Annotated in this window: 20 protein-coding genes and 1 pseudogene; 19 read left to right on the top strand and 2 right to left on the bottom strand. The window is 42.4% G+C overall.

The window, feature by feature from the left end:
- Positions 1-7 precede the first annotated feature (7 nt).
- The 10 genes from ACYQ0H_RS02520 to ACYQ0H_RS02475 all read left to right on the top strand — a co-directional run bounded on the left by ACYQ0H_RS02520 (position 8) and on the right by ACYQ0H_RS02475 (position 8,336).
- Positions 8-382 carry a head-tail connector protein gene (locus ACYQ0H_RS02520; RefSeq protein WP_459811270.1) on the top strand — a complete coding sequence of 125 codons (375 nt, stop codon included), beginning with the start codon at positions 8-10 and terminating at the stop codon, positions 380-382.
- A complete protein-coding gene (locus tag ACYQ0H_RS02515; RefSeq protein ID WP_459811269.1) occupies positions 382-741 on the top strand; it encodes a DUF6751 family protein in 360 nt (119 codons plus the stop codon). The genes ACYQ0H_RS02520 and ACYQ0H_RS02515 overlap by 1 nt, the downstream gene beginning before the upstream one ends.
- Positions 738-1,175, top strand: coding sequence for a minor capsid protein (locus ACYQ0H_RS02510; protein WP_459811268.1), 438 nt, complete (start codon positions 738-740; stop codon positions 1,173-1,175). Before ACYQ0H_RS02515 ends, ACYQ0H_RS02510 begins: the two co-directional genes overlap by 4 nt.
- 200 nt (positions 1,176-1,375) lie before the next feature.
- Positions 1,376-1,612, top strand: coding sequence for a hypothetical protein (locus ACYQ0H_RS02505; RefSeq protein ID WP_459811267.1), 237 nt, complete (start codon positions 1,376-1,378; stop codon positions 1,610-1,612).
- Positions 1,613-1,624: 12 nt separating this feature from the next.
- Complete coding sequence (locus ACYQ0H_RS02500) at positions 1,625-2,155, top strand: hypothetical protein (protein ID WP_459811266.1); 531 nt, start codon at positions 1,625-1,627, stop codon at positions 2,153-2,155.
- A gap of 52 nt (positions 2,156-2,207) precedes the next feature.
- Positions 2,208-2,732, top strand: coding sequence for a hypothetical protein (locus tag ACYQ0H_RS02495; protein WP_459811265.1), 525 nt, complete (start codon positions 2,208-2,210; stop codon positions 2,730-2,732).
- Positions 2,729-3,301 (top strand): Gp15 family bacteriophage protein, encoded by a 573-nt coding sequence (locus ACYQ0H_RS02490; protein ID WP_459811264.1) that lies wholly within the window; start codon positions 2,729-2,731, stop codon positions 3,299-3,301. The genes ACYQ0H_RS02495 and ACYQ0H_RS02490 overlap by 4 nt, the downstream gene beginning before the upstream one ends.
- Before the next feature lie 105 nt (positions 3,302-3,406).
- Entirely contained in the window at positions 3,407-5,992 is a 2,586-nt protein-coding gene (locus tag ACYQ0H_RS02485) for a hypothetical protein (RefSeq protein ID WP_459811263.1), read from the top strand.
- A gap of 11 nt (positions 5,993-6,003) precedes the next feature.
- Positions 6,004-6,372 carry a hypothetical protein gene (locus ACYQ0H_RS02480; RefSeq protein ID WP_459811262.1) on the top strand — a complete coding sequence of 123 codons (369 nt, stop codon included), beginning with the start codon at positions 6,004-6,006 and terminating at the stop codon, positions 6,370-6,372.
- Positions 6,373-6,383: 11 nt separating this feature from the next.
- On the top strand, positions 6,384-8,336 hold the full coding sequence (locus tag ACYQ0H_RS02475; RefSeq protein WP_459811261.1) for a hypothetical protein: 1,953 nt from the start codon (positions 6,384-6,386) through the stop codon (positions 8,334-8,336).
- A 6-nt stretch (positions 8,337-8,342) separates the two neighbouring features.
- Here the strand turns inward: ACYQ0H_RS02475 and ACYQ0H_RS02470 are convergent, their stop codons facing one another.
- Together ACYQ0H_RS02470 and ACYQ0H_RS02465 are read right to left on the bottom strand one after the other, a co-directional pair.
- Entirely contained in the window at positions 8,343-8,858 is a 516-nt protein-coding gene (locus tag ACYQ0H_RS02470) for a hypothetical protein (RefSeq protein ID WP_459811260.1), read from the bottom strand.
- A gap of 5 nt (positions 8,859-8,863) precedes the next feature.
- On the bottom strand, positions 8,864-9,484 hold the full coding sequence (locus tag ACYQ0H_RS02465; protein ID WP_459811259.1) for a hypothetical protein: 621 nt from the start codon (positions 9,482-9,484) through the stop codon (positions 8,864-8,866).
- A gap of 302 nt (positions 9,485-9,786) precedes the next feature.
- Between ACYQ0H_RS02465 and ACYQ0H_RS02460 the strand changes: the two genes are divergently transcribed.
- The 9 genes and pseudogenes from ACYQ0H_RS02460 (at position 9,787) to cas3 (ending at position 20,850) form a co-directional block, all read left to right on the top strand.
- Entirely contained in the window at positions 9,787-11,340 is a 1,554-nt protein-coding gene (locus ACYQ0H_RS02460) for a GIY-YIG nuclease family protein (protein WP_459811258.1), read from the top strand.
- A 347-nt stretch (positions 11,341-11,687) separates the two neighbouring features.
- A complete protein-coding gene (locus ACYQ0H_RS02455) occupies positions 11,688-11,861 on the top strand; it encodes a ribbon-helix-helix domain-containing protein (protein WP_459811257.1) in 174 nt (57 codons plus the stop codon).
- 524 nt (positions 11,862-12,385) lie between these two features.
- Positions 12,386-13,417: an ORF6N domain-containing protein gene (locus ACYQ0H_RS02450; RefSeq protein WP_459811256.1), complete on the top strand. Its 1,032-nt coding sequence runs from the start codon at positions 12,386-12,388 to the stop codon at positions 13,415-13,417.
- A gap of 73 nt (positions 13,418-13,490) precedes the next feature.
- Positions 13,491-13,862: a hypothetical protein gene (locus tag ACYQ0H_RS02445; RefSeq protein ID WP_459811255.1), complete on the top strand. Its 372-nt coding sequence runs from the start codon at positions 13,491-13,493 to the stop codon at positions 13,860-13,862.
- A 2-nt stretch (positions 13,863-13,864) separates the two neighbouring features.
- Positions 13,865-16,411, top strand: coding sequence for a glycosyl hydrolase family 28-related protein (locus ACYQ0H_RS02440; protein ID WP_459811254.1), 2,547 nt, complete (start codon positions 13,865-13,867; stop codon positions 16,409-16,411).
- Positions 16,412-16,468: 57 nt separating this feature from the next.
- Positions 16,469-16,888 (top strand): phage holin family protein, encoded by a 420-nt coding sequence (locus ACYQ0H_RS02435; protein ID WP_459811253.1) that lies wholly within the window; start codon positions 16,469-16,471, stop codon positions 16,886-16,888.
- Positions 16,889-16,890: 2 nt separating this feature from the next.
- Positions 16,891-17,778, top strand: coding sequence for a peptidoglycan recognition protein family protein (locus tag ACYQ0H_RS02430; protein WP_459811252.1), 888 nt, complete (start codon positions 16,891-16,893; stop codon positions 17,776-17,778).
- Positions 17,779-17,829: 51 nt separating this feature from the next.
- A pseudogene (locus ACYQ0H_RS02425) lies at positions 17,830-18,246 on the top strand (manganese catalase family protein); the annotation flags it as partial.
- Positions 18,247-18,459: 213 nt separating this feature from the next.
- Positions 18,460-20,850, top strand: a complete 2,391-nt coding sequence (gene cas3 / locus ACYQ0H_RS02420; protein ID WP_459811251.1) for a CRISPR-associated helicase Cas3' — start codon at positions 18,460-18,462, stop codon at positions 20,848-20,850.
- Positions 20,851-20,893: the final 43 nt, after the last annotated feature.

Below are 20,893 nucleotides of genomic sequence, written 5' to 3'. Positions count from 1 at the left end.
CGATGTAATGCGTGTATATGCGGATTACTCGTTTTATATCGACGATTATTTGTGCGGCAGGAAAGAAGTTTTGAATTTAGCCGGATACATCTATTACGCCCGAGCAGCGTCGTTGCTGATACAAAAATATGCAGGGGGAAATATTAATGAAGATGATGTCCCCGATTGCGTAAAAATGTGCTGCTGCGAGCTTGCGGAATTCATATGTAAAAACGAACAGCTTAGAGATCAGCAGGGAATGGTATCATCTGAGAGTGTAGGAGGCTGGAGCAGATCCTATGAAAGTACAGAGGTTCGTAATGCGGCAATTGACAAAAATACTCACGACATTATATATAAGTGGCTTTCGGGTACAGGACTATTGTATAGGGGCGTGAGATAATGCTGACAAATACAGATTGCACTTTGTACGCTTATGACAAGGCTACCGGCGGCTTCATCCGTCACAAAATGGAGAATGTCTATTGGCGTGAAAACAAGGCGGGAAACGTGCTAAAAAGTGGGTTGCAGACAGCTGACAGCACAACAGTATATATCTATACCGATGAGGTCGTCCCTCAATCGGTATCAAAGGATATGCTTGTGAAAGGAGCTTGTGATTTTGAGTTTGATAACTCATCAGCACAAAGTATTTCGGCAAGTATGAAAGCTTTCAGAGGGGCGCACAACTATATCACTGTGATGAGCATTGATAACTATATGTATGGCGGGAATCCGCATATCGAGGTAAGCGCAAAATGAAAATTATACAGCCAAAGGATACAGATATTCTAAAGTGGAATAAAAATTTTGGCGTAGCAAAAACGTCAAGGCTAATTAAAGCCCAGAAATTTATTGACAACGAATGTATCAGACTTATGGCCCAGTATACACCGACGCTTAACACGGCTCTTCGAAAATCAGTCACAACGGGCACAAAAATCGGCAGCGGAAAGATCAAATATGTATCTCCATACGCACGTTATCAATATTACGGAAAGCTTATGGTCAGTATTGTAACCGGATCATCTTATGCAAGGCACGGTGAAAGCAAGGTGCTTACTAACACAGACCTTAAATACAGCACAGCAAAAGCTCCGCTGGCGGGAAAAATGTGGTTTGAACGTATGAAAGCCGATAAAAAAGAAGTTATACTTCGAGGAGCGGCAGCGATTATGGGAGGTGAGCCTAAATAAACATAATAGAACTTGTACAGGACTGTCTTATACAGTTTCCGAAAATATCTGACGTTTGCAACGAAATCCATATTGATTTTACAGATGACGAGCCGACAAGCTACGGCCTATCATCAACAGGCGATACCCTGCTGAGCGAAGACATCCTCGGGAATCAAAAAAGACAGCACAGCTTTATACTGTATGCCGTGTATCAGAGCATGAATGATTATGACAGGCTTGCAAACAGCGGCGTACTGCTGGAGCTGCAGATGTGGCTTGAGCAGTTTGCAGACCAGCAGGAAATAACAGCTGAAATGGGCGATACAATGTACACAGGAACGCTGACAAAACTAACCTGTGCAAACGGTATGGTATATGCCATACCAAACGGAAATACAAACGACGCTGTGCAGTATCAGTTACAGATACAGGCGCAGTATAAAATAGACATATAGGAGGTAGATCACATGCCGAAATATAAATACGAAAGCGGAAAGCTTAACAGAAGCCATATGCTGCATTATATTGACAGCTCATTTGGGGGAGATACTCCCGCATGGTATCTTTTGGGGAAGGATATTGAGGATACCAGCGTAAACCTTAACCCCGATGTATCACAGAAGAAAAACATACTTGACGAGCCTGTTACCGATGACGTAGGCTATACGCCGGAGCTTGATGTTGATACCTTTTACGCCAATCCAGACGACATCATCTATCCAAAGCTAAAGGATATCGCACTAAACCGTCTCACCGGAGACGCCTGCAAAACAAAGGTACTGGAGGTACTGATAGACAAAAAGACAGGCGATTACGACGCATGGGTAGAGGACTGCGTTGTTAAGCCTCAGTCTTACGGTGGACCCCAGGGCGGTGTAAATATACCCTATAACGTATACTTTAACGGCAACAGGCAAGAAGGAACGGCAAAATTTGGGGCGGATCATGCGCCTACCTTTACAGCCGGCAGTTCCCTTCCGAGCAGCGAAGATTACTAGTTAAGAGGGCAGTTTTAGCACTGCCCTTAATATTTTATATTAGGAGGTTTATATGCAGTCTATTAATTTTAATACCGGATACAAAGAATACGCCATCAACGGAGACGATAGCAAAACTATCAGGGTTAACATATCAGACCTTAATATTCCCGCTCGTGTTGACGAAGTCCAGAATTTTTTTGAAAACCTAGCCGATAAATTTAAGGAGGAAGATAGGCAGATAGCAGCTGATGATCTGTCAGAGCTTGATAAACAGCTCCGCGATAAGATAAACTATGCATTCGGGTCAGACGTATGCACAAACGCATTCGGAACTGTCAATTGCCTGTCACCGCTGAGCGACGGAAAGATGCTCGCAGAAGCCTTTCTCGAGCAGCTTATACCTGTGGTCGAGGCGGACATGAAAGCCGCTGCTCAGGCTCATGCCGTACACATCAAGAGCAGGGCTGAAGAGTACATTGCCGCAGCTAAAAATGCCCCCGCCGATCCACAGAATTCCAGGCTTACAGACATCACAGAAATAACAAAAGAACAGAAGGACGCTATACTGAAAGAGTATACGGAGCAGGGCAAATGATCGGGGCGCTGCCGACAAGTCTGGAGGTAGGCGGCAGACAATACAGTATCCGTTCTGATTTCCGTGTGGTTCTTAACATATTTGAAGCGTTGAACGACCCTGAGTTTGCTGACCGTGACAAAGTATATATAATACTGAAAAGCCTTTATGTAGAAGACATACCCGAAAATCATCTTAAAGAAGCTCTCGAAATGGCGTCTTGGTTTATGGACGGGGGAAATATGCCGAAGTCAAAGCCGCTCCCGGGCAGGAAAACATTTGATTGGAAGCACGACGAAGCCATTATATTTCCGGCGATAAATAAAACGGCCGGTTATGAGGTCAGAGGCGCTGAGTACCTTCATTGGTGGACTTTTATAGGTTACTTTAACGAGATCGGTGACGGTCTGTATTCGACGGTTATGCACATCAGGTGTAAAAGGGCGAGCGGAAAGAAGCTTGACAAGGGGGAGCAGGAGTTTTACAAAAACAACAAGGACCTTATAGACATAAAGGAGCAGAAATCTATATACGAACTCAAAGCTGAAAAAGCCGACGAGGACTTTTTGAATACACTTACAGGGCGGTGATGACTAAGGACTGACGGATACTTAAATTTTGACACGAAGATAAGCACAAAAGGCTTTAATAAAGGGACGAAAGAAATCAATGGCGGGTTAGGCAGTTTAAAATCAATGTTAGGCAAAGTTGCAGTTGCCGCAGCGGCTGCTTTTAGTGTTTCTAAGCTTGTTGAATTCGGCAAACAGGCAGTAGAAACCGCTTCTGATCTTGCAGAGGTGCAGAATGTTGTGGATACGGCATTTGGCAGTATGGCAGATAAGATGGAGAAGTTTGCCGATGTATCGATAAAACAATTCGGTATATCCAGACTTGCGGCGAAACAGACGGGTTCTACCTTTATGGCTATGGCCAGAGGTATGAATATATCCATGGACAACGCAAGCGACATGGCTGTGGCTTTAACGGGGCTGTCTGCGGACATGGCGTCCTTTTATAACGTTGAGCAGGATGTAGCTTCTGCCGCGCTTAAGTCAGTCTTTACGGGCGAAACGGAAACGCTTAAGCAATTTGGTATTGTAATGACCGAAGCAAACCTGGAGGCTTATGCGCTTGCTCAGGGAATAAACAAGTCGTTATCGGCAATGTCGCAGGCGGAAAAGGTACAGCTTAGATATAACTATGTAATGTCACAGACTGCTCTGGCTCAGGGCGATTTTGCCAAAACCTCTGACGGTTGGGCGAACCAGACCAGAATACTTTCTGAGCAATGGAAAGAGTTTGGATCAACTGTAGGTACTGTACTGATGACCGCACTGCTGCCGGCGATCAAGTCGCTTAACACGGCTCTGTCAAACCTTATATCTTTTGCGCAGGAGGCTGCTCAGGCGATAGCTGCGGCATTTGGTATTGAATTACAGACCGGGGGAGACAGTACAGCGGGTCTAGTTACCGATTCGTCAGCTCTTGCCGATAATTCAGCTGATGCGGCAGATAATTATGAATCAATGGCTGAGGCGGCAGAACAGGCTCAAAAGGCCAACGAGGGTAGTCTTGCAAGCTTTGACAGGATTAACAAACTCGGCGACAGCAAAACAAGCACTGCAAACAGCAGCGGTTCCGGAGCTTCGGGGGTTAATACTGGGATCTACGGTAATCAGGGTACAATATCGACCAAGGTCGATATAGACACCAAGGAGGCAGAAAACAATCTGACCAAGTTCCTGAAACGCCTAAAAAAGACGTTTTCAGAATTGTTTAAGCCTCTCCAGAAAGCTTGGGACAAAAACGGGAAAGCAGTTACCGATTCTGCAAAGAAATCATTGAAAAATATACTCGGATTAGTAAAAGAGATAGGGGGCTCGTTTAAGACTGTCTGGACTAACGGCACGGGTGAAAAGATAGTCGGACATATACTTGATATTCTGAAGAATATCAACGAAACGATAGGTAATATAGCGGACAGGCTGAAAACCGCATGGACGACCGATAATCTTGGTACGGATATTATACAGCACGCTGCGGATATCTTTGATACGATTCTGAGCCACGTAGATAATATAACCGGCAAAATTTCGGAGTGGGCAAAAACCCTTGACTTTGAACCTTTGCTTACTGCTCTTGACAATCTACTTAAAGCGGTAGAGCCATTTGCGGACACCATAGGAGAGGGACTGGAGTGGTTTTTTGATAATGTTCTGCTGCCTTTGGCAAGCTTTGTGATCGAAGATGTTGTTCCGAATTTTCTTGATCTTCTCGCGGGAGTTATATCTGCTCTAGACGCTGTTATCGTAGGGGCTCAGCCTACACTCACTTGGCTGTGGGATAGCGTTTTACAGCCATTTGCTAAGTGGACAGGAGGTATAATCGTCAGCGTTATAAAAGACCTGACCGATAAATTAAAGAGCTTTTCCGACTGGGCGAAGGAAAATCAGGCAGCGATGGATACTATAACGTCTGTTATTTTAGGCTTTTTTGCCGGCATTGTATTCTATTACACCGTTAAAAAGATCGTTGCTTTGATCGTAGGCATAAAAAAAGCGTTTGAAGCATTTGGTACGATCAGCTTTTTAGCGGGCGGAAAAATAGCGCTTGCCGCATTAGCTGTAGGGGTGCTTGTTGCCGGAATTGTAGAAATCTCAAAGAACTGGGATAAGCTTGCTCCTGCACAGCAGGCAATCACGATACTGGGAAGCCTTGCTGCAGCAGCTATGGCTGCCGCAATAGCAATAGCTATATTCCACACCTCCTGGTCAGTCGGCATTGCCGCAGCCGCTATAGCCGCTGGACTTACCTCTTTGGGACTTATGACATACTTTCTTAATGCGGGCGGCGACGGCGGGAGTACGACATATGAATCTGCTTCCGGTGTTACACATGGCGGGGGAGGAGGCAGCTTTGCAGGCACAATAGACGATGACGTAGCTAATTCTTATCGTGCGGATGCAGAAGATTTTTATAACAGCTACGACTTTAACTCCGATTTTCAGCTTCCAAAATTCGCCAGCGGAGCCTATGTCCCCGCCAATTACGGCGAGTTTTTGGCGGTACTCGGCGATAATAAGAGGGAGGCGGAATTTGTTGCACCGGAGAGCAAGCTCAACGAAGCCGTGGAAAATGCGATCAGGAAATATGGAAACAGCAGCGCGAAACAGCCGGCAATAGTATATGTTATGCTTGATGGTAAGGTAGCTGCAAAGGCTGTTATCGATAATATAAACAATACGACCGGCAGCTCGGGCGAATGTCCGATCAGTATTTAGGAGGCGATCAAATGGATAACAATATAGTAGTTGACGGAGTAACGCTGCCGCCTCCCGCACAGGAGGGAGTTTCATACGCTCCCGAAGCAATTTGGAGTGAAAACGCAGGCAGAGCCGGAAACTGCGATTTTGTCGGGGATGTCCGAGCCGTTAAAGGCACGCTGTCTATAACGTGGGAAAGCCTTACATATTCTGAGGTGTCTTTGATAAGAGGAGCATTCACACAGTTAGGTAAGCCGTTTTTTAACGTTACCTTTACTGATGATACAGGTCAGCGTAAAGTCCTCCGCTGCTACTCGACGCTGCCGTCATCGTCAATACGCATATACAACAAATCGGGAGATGTTGCAAATATGACCGTAGACATTGTCGAGGTCTGAAGGAGGTCGAAATGTACAATCTGCAATCAAAGGAAGTATCCGAATACATAATGTCGGACAGCCGGACGTTTAGGGTAATAATGGAGTTTACGGACGGAACGAAACTTGAAAATGAGATAGCTAAGCTGTCTATTGACGCTCAGACAGCCAAAAAGGACATAAAAGCCGGAGATACGATCTCACATGGAATTACAGCTGAAATAACAGGTCTTACCTCTGATTTATCAGGGAAGACTTTTGTACTCTACTTATACGCCGTTAACCTATACAGCGAAATTGTAAAAGAGCTGATACCATTCGGTAGGTACAAGGTAGTATCGTGCAAACAGTTGGGGGTAAGGTGGAGGCTGGAAGCTTACGACGGGTTATACAAGTCTGACGGCGCATACAAGTCAACATTAATCTATCCCACAACTACCGATCATGTGGAGCTGGAGATATGCAACAAGCTTGGCATACTGCCGCCAAGATATAATACAAGTCAGCTGACGGACAAGGACGGAGAGCCGATATTGACAGCAGACGGTGAGGAGATATATGTCAGGGATTCCGCCCCGGCTGTAATTAACGCCCCACTCGAAGAATGTACCTATCGAGAAATGCTAGGCTACTGCGCCGCTCTGGACAGCGGCAAATGCGCCATGATAGACCGTGAGGGTCACCTTATACATAAGGGGTGGACTGATATTGACTACACTATATCAGCAGGAAGAGCTGATGAACCAGAAACCGATGATAAGGATATAACGATCACCCAGATCGTTTGTCAAGTAAGTGAGGATAAAAATCTGACGATTACGGCTATTCCCGGACGTGCTATGACGTTTGCCAACCCTTATATGACGCAGGAGATCATGGGAGATATAGCGTTAAAATATTTTATGAAGCCTTACCGCCCTCTAAGCATATATCACAGGCTCGGAGATCCTCGGCTTGATATGCTTGATGTCGTAACGGTCGTTAAGGCTGACGGTACAAGCTACCGTGTGCCGATCATGTCAATGTCCTACAGCTATGACGGAGGTCTGAGCGCACAGATTGCCGCAACAGGTACTTCGGACGCAGACAACAAAGCAAATGTTGACGGTCCGATCACAAAGCACGTAAAAAAGATAGTAGCTGCAGCCAAAAATGCGACGGAAGAAAAATTAAAAGCCTCCTTCCAGGAGGCTATAGATTACATTGTCGGCAACGAGGGCGGATATGTAGTCACAAAGTATAACTCGGACAATCAGCCTATTGCGACATATTATACTGACAATATGGACATTGAAAAAGCCAAAGAGTTTTTATTAATCAACAATCACGGAATTGCCGGCGGTACAAACGGCATATACGGTCCGCTCAACACTGCTATAGATATACAGGGCCGTATCAACGCCACTCAGATACTTACGGGTATACTCTCTGCTATTGTTATCCAAAGTCTTAATTACGACGTTGAAAAGAAAACAGGCTCAAAGATCAACCTTGAGGACGGAACGTTTAGTTTCGGCGGAGGGGCTATGACATTTGGAAATAATCTGCTCAAGCTTATAGGCTGCGCTATAGATAATGGTAAGTTTAGGGTTGACAGTGATGGTAACGTAATTATGACCTCCGCCAATATTACCAACGGTAACATCAACTGCGGCGCCGGTAAGTTTCGGGTTGACAGTGCAGGTAACGTAACGGCAAACAGCCTTAAGTCCTCATCGGCAGAGATTACGGGCGGTAATATCAACATCACAACTTCGTCTGAATCTAATAGTGCTATTACATTATCCTGCAATGAGTGGACAGCAAAGAACAGCCCATTAGGCATTTCTATAACTAATTCTAATACAGGTGGTAAAATAGATATACAAGCCGGTGGTGTGTTTTTATATGACATAGCGGATATTTATATAGATTTAAACGGTTACCCTTACAGTTTACGTGGTTTTATGAATACTGTTTACAAGTATATGGAGAACCACAAATAATATCAATTAGTCTATAGACTGCGGAAGTGTATATGTTTGTGTTTCAATAACGAGCGAAACAGGAGCAGCTTGTAAAAAAACGATCTCATCATTCATGACAACGGCAAGCCAGTCACTGTTAGCTCGCCCTTTAACTACAAATTGTGTTCCAGCGGGAAATTCATATAGAGCTTCTGAGTTTTTGTCGGGTGCTTTGTACAATATTACATCATAATTAGCTTCTACTGTTTCATCGGATGAGTATTCATACCACGTTGTATCAAATGTCTGCGCCGTCGTAGTTGTAGCGGAAGTAGTTGTTGTGGAGGAGGTGGTGGTACTCTTTACGGTTGTAGTTGTCGTGGTTGTGCTTGCTGTAGTGGTAGTCGTGGTAGTCGTTGACTGCTCACTTATCTGGCTTTCAAGCTCGGCTACACGTTTTTCTAATTCATCTGTTTTACTGCTCTCATTGCTGTCCTTGCAGGCGGTTAGAGCGGTACAGGCAAGGCTTAATGTAAGTAATAAGGTAAGTAGTTTTTTCATAGCTATCAATCTCCTTCGATTTGAGCTTTAGAGTTAACATTATTTATTGTTACATAAACAGCTTCTATTTTCGGTGCTTTTACATTTTCTCCGAATATGGTTTCTCCCTTTACAAATCCTACGCTCTCTCCCCAGATTGTAACGGCATCGCCCTCAAGGATACGGGTGCCGCTACTATCAAATGCAAAGATAATATAATCAGTGCTGTCATTAACGGCTAGTCTGTAAACTCCGTCCTCTATCTCCTGAAGCACCTCTCCCGAAAATTTAAAGTATTCTCCCGATTTAGCGTTCCCGTCCCTGGCTATTTCTTCGTATGTAACCGACTGGCACAGCTTCTTGTATTCCGATTCGGTATACTGAGCGGCATTGGATTGTACTTCATGCTTTTCCTTTGCTTTGTTATATCCGCCGCTGAAACCGGGTATGATCCAGACAAAAAGGGCGATGACTATTATAACAAATAGAAATGCGCCCAGACAGCCACCCGGGGTCAAACTGTGAGATTTGACAGCAGAAGCATTATTCTCCTGCGGCGACCTACGCTGCTTTCTTTTATATAAAAGGTAATATATGCCGAGTACAACTATTAAAATTGGGATCAAAACATAAAGTACGATTTCCATTGAATGTCCCCCTATTAATTACTTTAGTTAATTATACATCTCATGGGGTAATTTGTCAAGAAATAAGACAAAAAATGAAAATAGTAAACAAGGATATAAAAGAAATAATAGTTACAAAAAAGACGGAGAACTCGCTGCAACTATTACAGATGAGGATATTATACTTGAGGGGGATTTTCAAGTATAATTAAGGATCGCAGATTCTGTGAAAAATAAAAAAGCAACAGTTTTATTATATAAAGTATTGAAATTTCTTCCTTAATGTGATATAATGTAGAAAAAATTGAAGAGGAAGTAATTTTATGACCAAGAAAAAATGCCCTGTTATAGTTATTTGCTTATGTTTTGCTTTTTGGTTCTTATTAATTCCGGGTGCTGTCGGAATTATTCTCTATGTCAGAAATCTGGGCATTGATAAAGAAATTAAAGACGAGAAACAGAAAATAAAATCTGAAATCGATTCTCTGACCGAAAGAAAAGAACAGTGCCAAAACGAATATGACGAGATATGTAATTCTCGGGATAATATTTTGTATCAGTTTCGACAACTGGCGAGAGAAGAAGCGGAAAAGGAACTGGAATATAAGCTGAAAAAGTCAAAAGATGAACTGGACAAGCTCAACAGTGACATCGAGCTTAAAGGGCTTATGCTTCACGATAAAAACGCTGAATATGAGAAAACCTTAAAAGCTCTGGAATTAAACGCTAATAAGGTCGTAAAGCTTAAAGAAATATATAAAAGCTTTCAGTATGCTATAAAAGCGTATGAATCAGGGTCTGATTCTTATCTTGACGAAGCATTGCTGGCTGAGGCTGACGAAATGTTGGAGCCAATTGTTGAAATCAAACTTAACTGTATGAATGTCAAACAGCTGAAATCAAGATATAATCAGGAACAGCGAAACATTCAGGAAGCGTTTAAACGTTATGAGGGCAGATATGCGACTAAAGCTAACATAGCCATTTATAAGCTAATGGTTATTGCTTTGGAAGCCGAACTTCAGAACGTACTGTATTCTCTGAAATTCGGAAAGCTTGAAGATTCGTTAAATGCAGTCAAGGGTATTACATCACGCTATTTGACTATAGCGGTCGACGGTAATCAAAGCATTGCTCCTACAATGAAAAAGTTTATAGGGGAAATTGAATATCTGTTTATTGAATCTATAAAGATAGAATATGAATATCATATGCAAAAAGAGCGCATAAAAGAAGAGCAGAAAGCACTTCGGGAACAAATGCGTCAGGAATCCGAGGAACGCAAAGCGTTGGAAGTTCAGCGCAGACAGGTTGAAAAGGAAGAATCGAAATATATAGCTGAAATTGAGCTCGTAACAGAAAAAATGAAAAACGTAGCTCAGGAACAGCGAAATGATTATGAAAAGCGCATAGCAGAGCTACAGGAACAGCTGAAAGCAGTCAGCGAAAAAAAGGAAGATATAATAAAACTACAGAACGGAAAAGCAGGATATGTCTATATAATATCAAATCTCGGTTCATTCGGAGATCATGTATTTAAAGTCGGTATGACGAGAAGGCTAGATCCGATGGACAGGGTCAAGGAATTAGGCGACGCGTCTGTTCCGTTTTCCTTTGACGTGCATAGTTTTATATTTTCTGATGACGCAGTCGGATTGGAGAACGCTCTTCATAAGGAACTGAACGGCAGGCGTGTAAATAAAGTTAACCTGCGAAAAGAGTTTTTCGATATTTCTTTAGACGAAATAGAGGATATTGTTTACAAATATCAGCCTTCTGCTGAATTTAATAGAACTATGCTTGCCGAGCAATATTATCAGAGCTTGTCAATTGAGAATGAAGTACAAGAAATGGACGAGTATGTAGATGATGAATAGGTGAGGATATACATCGATAGCAAAGTCTGTTGTAGTATGTCTTCGTCTCCCTCTGCATAGAGGGAGAGGATTGAAATAATAAGAACAAAAGGATCGTCGGTGATCTGCTCAGTCTCCCTCTGCATAGAGGGAGAGGATTGAAATAGTAATTTGTAATTGTCAACAGTTCTGCGGCTGAGGTCTCCCTCTGCACAGAGGGAGAGGATTAAAATGAATAATTGAGGATATACATCTTGCACAAATCATTTGACTATATTTTGTGCAAGATTTTTTTCGTAATCTCTTGACTTTTGGCTGACAAAAGTATATACTATAATTATGGCAGACAAAAGAAAAGAGGTGAAAAAATGTCGCCAAGAACTGGTAGACCGACTAATAATCCTAAAGTTGAAAGGGTTACTGTAAGGCTAGACAATGAAAGCTCGAGAATATTAAAGGCTTATTGCGAACAGGAGAAAATTGACAAAGCCGAAGCCATTCGCAAAGGGATTATTAAGTTGGAAAGCGATATAAAAAAATAACACAAACCGCTCACGTAGAAATGCACGGAATGTGTTATTGCAGACAGATTTCTCTATCAAATATATTGTACCACAGATAGAGACTTCTTGTCAAGCATTTTGCAAGAAAGAATAATTTTTCACAAAAATAATTATGTAAATTTGTGCAAGATTTTTTCTTTAGTCTATTGACTTTTTGCCACGCATAAATTATAATATAGGTGTGACAGAAAGAAAGTGAGGTGAACGCATTGTCACCAAGAACGGGCAGACCAAAAGCCGAAAAGCCAAAGGACATAAGGTATAGCATAAGATTAGACGCTGAAACTGAAAAACTGCTACAGGAATATTGTAACAAGCACAAAATCAGCAAAGGCGAAGCAATTCGGCAAGGTATACATCTGCTTTTGCAGAAAAAGTGAAAAGCACCCGCTCTCCCAACCACGAGAATAACGAGTGCTTTAACCGCAGACAGATTGCTCTATCTATAAATATTATACTATAGATAGGCTCTTTTGTCAAGTAACATTAAAGGAAGTGTCAAAATGACAGAAGCAGAAAAGGCGTACAGGAAACAGCTTATTGACAGTATCATAAATGATCTTGAAGAACTGGCAAGAAAGCGGAAGCAAAAAGGAGTTATATCTATGGGAAATACAATGACAGTTACAGTAAATCAGAAGCCGGTATCAGTTAAGGAATACAAAGGGAAGAGAGTAGTGACGTTCCGGGACGTTGATACTGTTCACGGCAGACCTGAGGGAACGGCAAGAAAGCGTTTTAACGACAACAGGAAACACTTTATTGAGGGCGTTGACTATTATAAAATAACGCCGTCCGAATTTCGGACAGCGATTGGAACTATGGATAAACGTCAGCAAAACGATATTACTCTAGTAACCGAATCCGGCTATCTTATGCTTGCAAAGTCATTCACAGATGATCTGTCGTGGACGATACAGCGCGAACTCGTTAACTGCTATTTCAATTCAAAGAGCGAGCCCTGCACACAAATGACCGTTGACGATTACGAATACTACGACAAGACGTATCGAGGAGAGCCAGTCCTGAGCTTAGCTGACTTTGCTCAAATGAGCGGATTGACTAGGCATGAGGTGTACACCTGTATTTTAAAGGAAGGGCAGAGAAACAAGGATTATTATTTCCTCGAGCATGAATCGCTTGCGGAATTCAAGAAAGAGAATCCGAGATTTCTCAAAACGATTAGGTGGTATATCGTTATTACAAGGTCAGGCTTTGAAAAGCTTTGCAGGACGTGCGGCATAAAAATTGAAAAGCCGCAGTGCTTTATAGAAGCAAAGTCATATGAACGGGAATGTCTGGAAATGTTGAAAAACATCTCAGACAGCGATAAAAAAGCCGTGCTTAAAATGCTACGGGGTGAGAATAAAGAAAACTCATGCAGAAAAATGGCAGACGATTATATTACTACTTTAGGCGTTTTGAAAAATACTAGAATGCGTTATGAACGTATAGGCGGACTTACAGAAGCAGAGAGTAACGCATTCGGCGCAGTCATACGTTACGTAAGCATGGCGCTTACTACACAAGACTAATCAAACAAGAATATCAGCACTTCGAGAAATCGGAGTGCTTTTATTATACTCAAAATCGAAAGGAAGAGATCATATGAGTTACACATCAAATTATTCCGGTGCGCAGATAGACAAGGCGGTAGGCACAGCCTTGGGACTTATCTCAGGCACGGAGACCATTACCACAACGGGCAAGCAGTCAAACATCTCCGCCAAGCTAGGGCTGCCCTTTACGCCGACGCTTAAAACCAGGGTAATAGCAACGCTGAGGTCAACCCGATCCAACGCTGACCCGACCGTAAATCTGTGCCTTACCCTCCAGTGCTATAAGCCTACATCCGCCACACCGTATATGCTCTACGCTGTGGTGTGTCCGGGACAAAACGATGGTACAAGTGCGCCGACAAGCACTATTCCCGCCGGAACTTATTATGTGGATTGGCTGGTGCTTGACAAGGGGGATTAAAAATGACAATAAACATATCCAAAGACTATAGAGCTTCCCCGGACTGCGAATTATTAGGTTACATCGGCGAAACCAACGCCAGAATCATAGAGGTTGAGCAACCGGAAGTACCGGGAGCGGATACATATAAGCTCAGGCTTGATTATGGCGGAGTGCTTGTATTTGAGGTACAGATAGAGGACGGTGTAATCCCGGTTACCGGCTCTCTCCTGCGTAAATCAGGACACGTCAAGTGTCAGTGGCTTGCAACAGCGGCGGACGGTGATAATTACAGACTGGTTGCAAAATCTAATGTATTTGTACTGAGGGTAGAGGGCAGTATATCGGACGAGATTGCACCGGTGCCGACTTATGAGCAGTCCGTCAAAGCGCTTGAAAAGGTGCTGATATCAGGATCGACAGCCGCCGAAAATGCGCAAGCGGCTATACAAGCTAAGGACACAGTACAATCAATCAAAACACAAGTCGAGGAGCTGCACACAGCCGCCGAAAAAGCCGCAGAAAAGGCTATAAATGCCGGGGAATATGTATCGGTAATCAGCTGTGGGTGCGTCGGTGACGGGGTAACGGACGATACGGCAGGATTTAAGGCAGCAATCGATACAGCCATAAAAAAAGGCAAAACGCTGTACATTAATCCGGGTACATACCTTATAACCGATCGCCTTATTATCAATAAGCCGCTGACAGTTATAGGCGGCAATCACGACGAGTGCATAATAAAATATCGTGGAGAGTATCACACCGAGACCGCATACGATCCTGAATATTACCCCGAAAGCAACGCCTGCTTTATCGTCACAGCCGACAACTGCCGACTGGAAAACTTTATAATCAGCGGCGGGGAAGATAAGGAGCATACGTCACAGTCTAACGGTATAATACTACATTATGTTAAGCCCAACGGTACTCAGTATGACGCAGCGCAAAGAGTACAGCTTAATCAGATAGACGTAAAATGCTTTAAGAATGGATTATACCTATATGCTGGCTGGAACAGACAGATAACCTGTTGCCATTTTATTGATAATGCTGAATGTGGTATTAAATATTATCCGCTTGAATTAGAATCTGTCGGAGAATGGAGCGGCAGTGGTGATGTTATTATTGCTTGTCAGTTTGTTGGTAATTTAGCAGCAGGATATTATGCGTACGCCAACTTTGAAAGTACGATATGGAATTCTGTTTTTGAATACAATACAAAAGCAATCCATTTAGATAATTGTCGTGATGTGGTTTTTAAAAGTTGCTGGAATGAAGCAAACTACGAAAATATTTATGTACGAGGGTCTTGTAAATTTGAGGGTGGCTATAACATTAATAACGGTACAGTAACACATGAACTTGTTGGAGGGTCAGACCTTATACAGTTTGAAACAGAAAATTCTAATACAATGACCCGTCAAGGCAATGTTATTTTTAATCAATCCAGTGGTGTTATAACAAAAGGCGTTGAAATTGGCACTGAAATCGAAAATCTTATCAGTAATCCTTATTTTGAAGAAGCAAGTGGAGGTACTGATACTATTCCATCAACTATTAATTGGAACATATATCCGTCATGGTGTGGAACAGCTGATACAGATAATAAATATAACAAAAAAAACAGTTTAAAAATTGTTGTTGCAGACCAAACGAGTGATGTATTTTATGGAGCGTGGGCGGCGGCAATAACTGTTGACCCTGCTACCGAATATGTTGCAACAATAACCATTAAAACTCCTAGCAGAGCTGAAATAGATGGTAACGGGGTCATGTGCTACATAGCGTGGAAAAATTCCAGCGGTGAAACTATCGTACTTGATAACAGGCAAATAACCATGATTGGTGATAACAACTGGGAAGAAAAAGACTTTTTACTGAAAGCACCTAATGGCGCGGCAAGTTTAATTATAGGGTTTGGATTGGCGAGAAATGGTACAATTTATGTAGCAGAGCCATTAGTCTCGTATAACGATGGATTAACTCGTTCTAACGTTTATATTCGTCAATCTACAGATCCAAAATATTTAGATGTAATTGATATATCTGGTAATAAAGTAGACACCTTACCTATGACAGCTCAACACAATGATGATATTAATGTCGTTCAAAATAATATAAACAATCTAGGATCTACACTTAGTAATAGAATCAACGTATTGGAACAAAAAATAAATACTATGTTTTCTACTAATGTTTTGTCGGCTTTAAACCAAATCGTGCTGACGGGTAAAACAAAACTATTTTGGGATGGTTCTCGATGGAATTACAACGACAATTCTTCCGCTGTCGAAGGTAAAGTTGGTGATGATAATTATATATACATACCACTAACTACTTCTTCTGAGTTTGCACCAGTTATTGGCAGCACATATAATAATCCAAGAATTATAGCTTCTTTAAGCACTGAAAAGTTTTCTAATAATATAACGCCTGAAACTCTTAATATAATTTTAAATACTAATTTTGATGGTAACAGTTTTAATGCGACCTTAACCCGTAAGGGTGCAGATATACCGCACGGCACGTTTTATATTAACTGGATATTATTGGCGGATAAAAAATAGGAGGCAAAAAATGAAACAAAAACTAGTAAAACGGTACAGTAAAATGGAGGAAAACAAATGACTGAGTTAAAATCTATCCTGCTGACGGCAGTAGGTACAATAGGGGGCGGTATAGCCGCACTTTTCGGAGGTTGGACGTCTGCAATGACAACACTTATCATATTTATGTGCATTGATTACGTAACAGGTCTTGTCGTTGCGGGAGTATTTAAGAAATCCAGCAAAAGCAAGACGGGAGCGCTTGAAAGCAAGGCGGGGTTCAAAGGACTTTGCCGCAAGGGTATGGTGCTGCTGATACTGCTTGTAGCCTGTCGGCTTGACAGGCTTATGGGTACGGCATATATCAAGGACGCAGTATGCATTGCCTTTTGTGCAAACGAAACACTGTCGATAATTGAAAATGCGGGAATTATGGGAGTACCTGTGCCGAAACAGCTAACAAAAGCAATTGACATACTCAAAGGAAAGGGAGAATAATTATGAGCAACAGCAAGCTGGTAAATTACACAAGACTAAGTCCTAACTGCAATAAGCCGAGAAACCACAGGATCGACAAGATAACCATACATCACATGGCTGGCAATCTTACAGTTGAGCAGTGCGGAGCGGTATTTGCTCCGACATCCAGGCAGGCAAGCAGCAACTACGGCATAGGCTCGGACGGCAGGGTCGGAATGTATGTGGAGGAGTGTAATCGGTCATGGTGCAGCTCTAACGCCGAGAACGACCACAGGGCGGTAACGATCGAGGTCGCAAACGACGGAGGTGCGCCTGACTGGCACGTCAGCGATAATGCGCTGTCCAAGCTTATAGAGCTTTGTGCAGACATCTGCAAGCGCAACGGTATCAGCAAGCTTAACTACACCGGTGACAAGACCGGCAATCTTACAATGCACAAATGGTTTGCGGCTACAGGCTGTCCCGGACCGTATCTGGAGAGCAAGTTCCCATACATAGCCGAGCAGGTCAACAAGAGGCTTTCTGCCGGCTCGGAAGCAAAAAAATTATACAGGGTGCGCAAAAGTTGGACAGATGAAAAGTCTCAGCTGGGAGCATTTTCAAGCTTTTCAAATGCGAAAAAGGCTTGCAAAGCCGGATATACTGTCTATGACAGCAACGGCAAGGCGGTTTACAGCGTTAAGTCAGCGGCCAAGTCTTATACAAAAGGTACTAAAATCAGCTTAAAAAATACGACCTTGTATGTGTCCGCAACTGCAAAAAGCGGTGTCAAAAAGAGCGGCACTTATTACATTTACGATAATGCGGTAGTTAATAATCGTATACGCATTACCAACAAAAAGATTAATTGTGGCAGGAATCCTGTGGGGCAGTATGTTACGGGGTGGATCAGCAAATCTGACATTTAATATAAAAGCCCTCTCGAGGTTCGGGAGGGATTTTATAATATATATCATTGCGGAGCAAATGAATTAGCTCACATGGAGATAGTTTCCGCTATACTGTATCAGCTTACCAGGAATCTTTCGATCAAAGAGATAAAGGAAAGCGGATTTGACACTTACTTTGTTGATCATACAACGGGTATTTATCCTATAGCAGCTTCCGGAATGCCTTTTTCAGCCAGCACCTTCCAATCTACCGGAGACGCTATAACAGACCTTACAGAGGATCTTGCAGCGGAGCAAAAAGCTCGTACTACCTACGACAACATTCTGCGCCTTGCCGACGATCCCGATGTAAGAGACCCTATAAAGTTTCTTAGAGAGCGTGAGATCGTTCACTTCCAGCGTTTCGGCGAAGGACTGCGAATGGTTCAGGATATGCTTGATTCCAAGAATTTCTATGCGTTTAACCCTAGCTTTGATAAAAGGTAAATTATACCGCCTGTATGCCGTTTTTGGGCATACAGGCAGTTTTTTGCAATGTCGATTTGTGACGCTTGAGGCATTTATATTTTAATTTGTGTAAAATAACTAAATTTCAGGTTTAAAATTTTACATACAAATTTGTAAAAGTACAAAAAAATGACCACCAAATTGAAAATTATGTGCTATAATGTAATTAAAGAGAATTTAAGGAGGGATTTTGTGGAATACACGGCTCATATACGTGAAACTGACGGAAGAGAACAAACTGTAGGGGAACATACGGAAGGCGTAAAGAAGCTGTCTGTGATGTTTGCTGAAAGTTACGGTGTCTCAGCTATAGCTGCTGTTGCCGCATTGGTTCATGATATTGGCAAGCTTACCGTAGATTTTGCTGACTATATACATAACCGGAATAGCTATGCCAGGGGAGATATAGACCACAGCTATGCCGGAGCGAAGTATATAATGGAGCTTGCCGGAAAAGTCGGCGGCCAGGAGGTCGATGCTGCCGCAAAGCTTATCGCGCATATCGTAATATCTCATCACGGACTTCACGACTGGATAGACAAAGAGTGTAATGACTATTTTAAGAAGCGTATTTCAAAGTCGGACAGATATGATGAAATACATAAAGCCGTAGGTACAGTTATACAGGAGGACGAGCTTATCAGTCTGCTGAAAACAGCGGCGGATGAACATATGAATATGCTCATGAAGCTTCTGGATCTAAGCGATAAGACCGAAAAGCTCAGCAGCAAAAAAAATATGAAGTATACGCTGTTTGCCTTTTATATGGGAATGTATGAAAGATTGTGCCAGTCGGTGCTTGTAGACGCAGACCGTACAGATACGTCGGATTTTATGTCAGAAACTGTTTCATGCGAGGCGGATACGCAGCAGCTTTGGGAAAGTATGCGAAAAAATATCAGGGATAAATGCGACAGCTTCAGAGCTGATAAAAGTCCTTTATCGGTAATAAGAACTGATATATCGGACAGGTGCGCTGAATTTGCTTCTGAAAAAAGAGGAATATGCAGGCTCATAGTTCCGACAGGCGGAGGAAAGACTATATCGTCTGTTAGATTTGCGGCGGATTACTGCGGCAATTTTAAAAAGAAAAAAATCATATATGTTGCGCCGTTCATGTCTATACTTGAACAGAACAGCGGAGAAATAGGCGCTTTAGTCGGAGATAAAAGCCTTTTCTTAGAGCATTATTCAAATATCGTAAGTGAAATAGAAGGCGCTGAGGAGCTAGCCGATTACGAGCTTAAATGCGATAAATGGGATTCTCCCGTAATAGCTACTACAATGGTACAGTTCCTTAATACTTTATTTCTCGGAAAAATGACGTCGGTAAGAAGATTCCACCGTCTTGCAGATTCGGTTATTATTATTGACGAGGTTCAGTCGATACCGCTGAAATGTGTGTATTTGTTTAATCTGGCAATGAATTTTCTTTCAGGAATATGCGGCTGTACTATTGTTCTTTGCTCTGCTACTCAGCCTGATTTTGAAAATACCGATTATCCTATCATACTTGACGAGGAGTACAGTATGACAGGAGATCACAGCGCTGATTTTCAGCAGCTTCAGCGTACCGAGCTTATACCTATGCTTAAAACTGAAGGCTATACCTTTGCGGAGGCAGCTGCTTTCAGTTGTGAAAAATATCTTGAAAACGGCAATCTGCTTTTGATAGCAAATACAAAAAAGTCAGTTTATAATCTATTTGTATCAATTAAGGAGATAGTTGACAGAATGCCCGACGAGCAAAAGCCGGTCGTTATACATTTAAGCACAAATATGTGTCCTCGTCATAGAAAAGACAAGATAAATGAGATAAGAGAGCTGCTCGATAAAAAAATGCCTGTTATATGCGTAACTACTCAGCTTATCGAAGCCGGAGTGGATATTTCCTTTAACTGTGTTGTCAGATCGCTGGCGGGAATGGATAATTTCGCACAGGCGGCTGGAAGGTGCAATCGAAACGGCAGGGATAAAATCCGTCCGGTTTATGTAATAAATCTTTGTGAGGAAAAGCTGGCTTACCTGAAGGAAATAACAGCCGCACAGGATATTTCAAGACAGTTTTTATCAGCCGATTTCAAAGACTATCTGGGCGTTGAAGTCATGTCGCTTTATTTCAGGAAGCTGTATAAAGAGTTTGAAAGAGAACTTGGCTATAAAGAAAATGACATGGGTACTGATACTACGCTGCTGAATCTGCTGTCTTTGAACAGTTACCGTTTTGAATTATCCGAAAGCAATGATAAATTTATCTCTCAGGCATTTGCTACAGCCGGAAAGCTGTTCTGCGTCATATCAGAAAATACAAGGGATATTTTGGTGCCGTATAATGAAGAAGCCGAGGAAATTATTCTTGAGCTTAATTCTGAAATAAGACCCGGCAGAGAAACCGAGCTTTTGAGAAAGGCTCAAAAATACACGGTTAGCGTATATCATGACGCATTTAAAGCGCTTCGTTCAGATAACGCCGTATATGAGCTGAGATCAGGCGGTGTATTTGCACTTAAAAAGGAGTTCTATGATACTGTAGATCTTGGTATCAAACGTGAAAATATTCAGCGTGAGGTTTTGATATTTTGAAAAAGAATTTACTGTATAGAAGTGCAATGCGGTAAATTCAAAA

Source organism: Hominimerdicola intestinalis, from assembly GCF_054655215.1.
The sequence above is the reverse complement of the archived record's forward strand: the minus strand, read 5'-3'. Positions and strand labels throughout refer to the sequence as shown.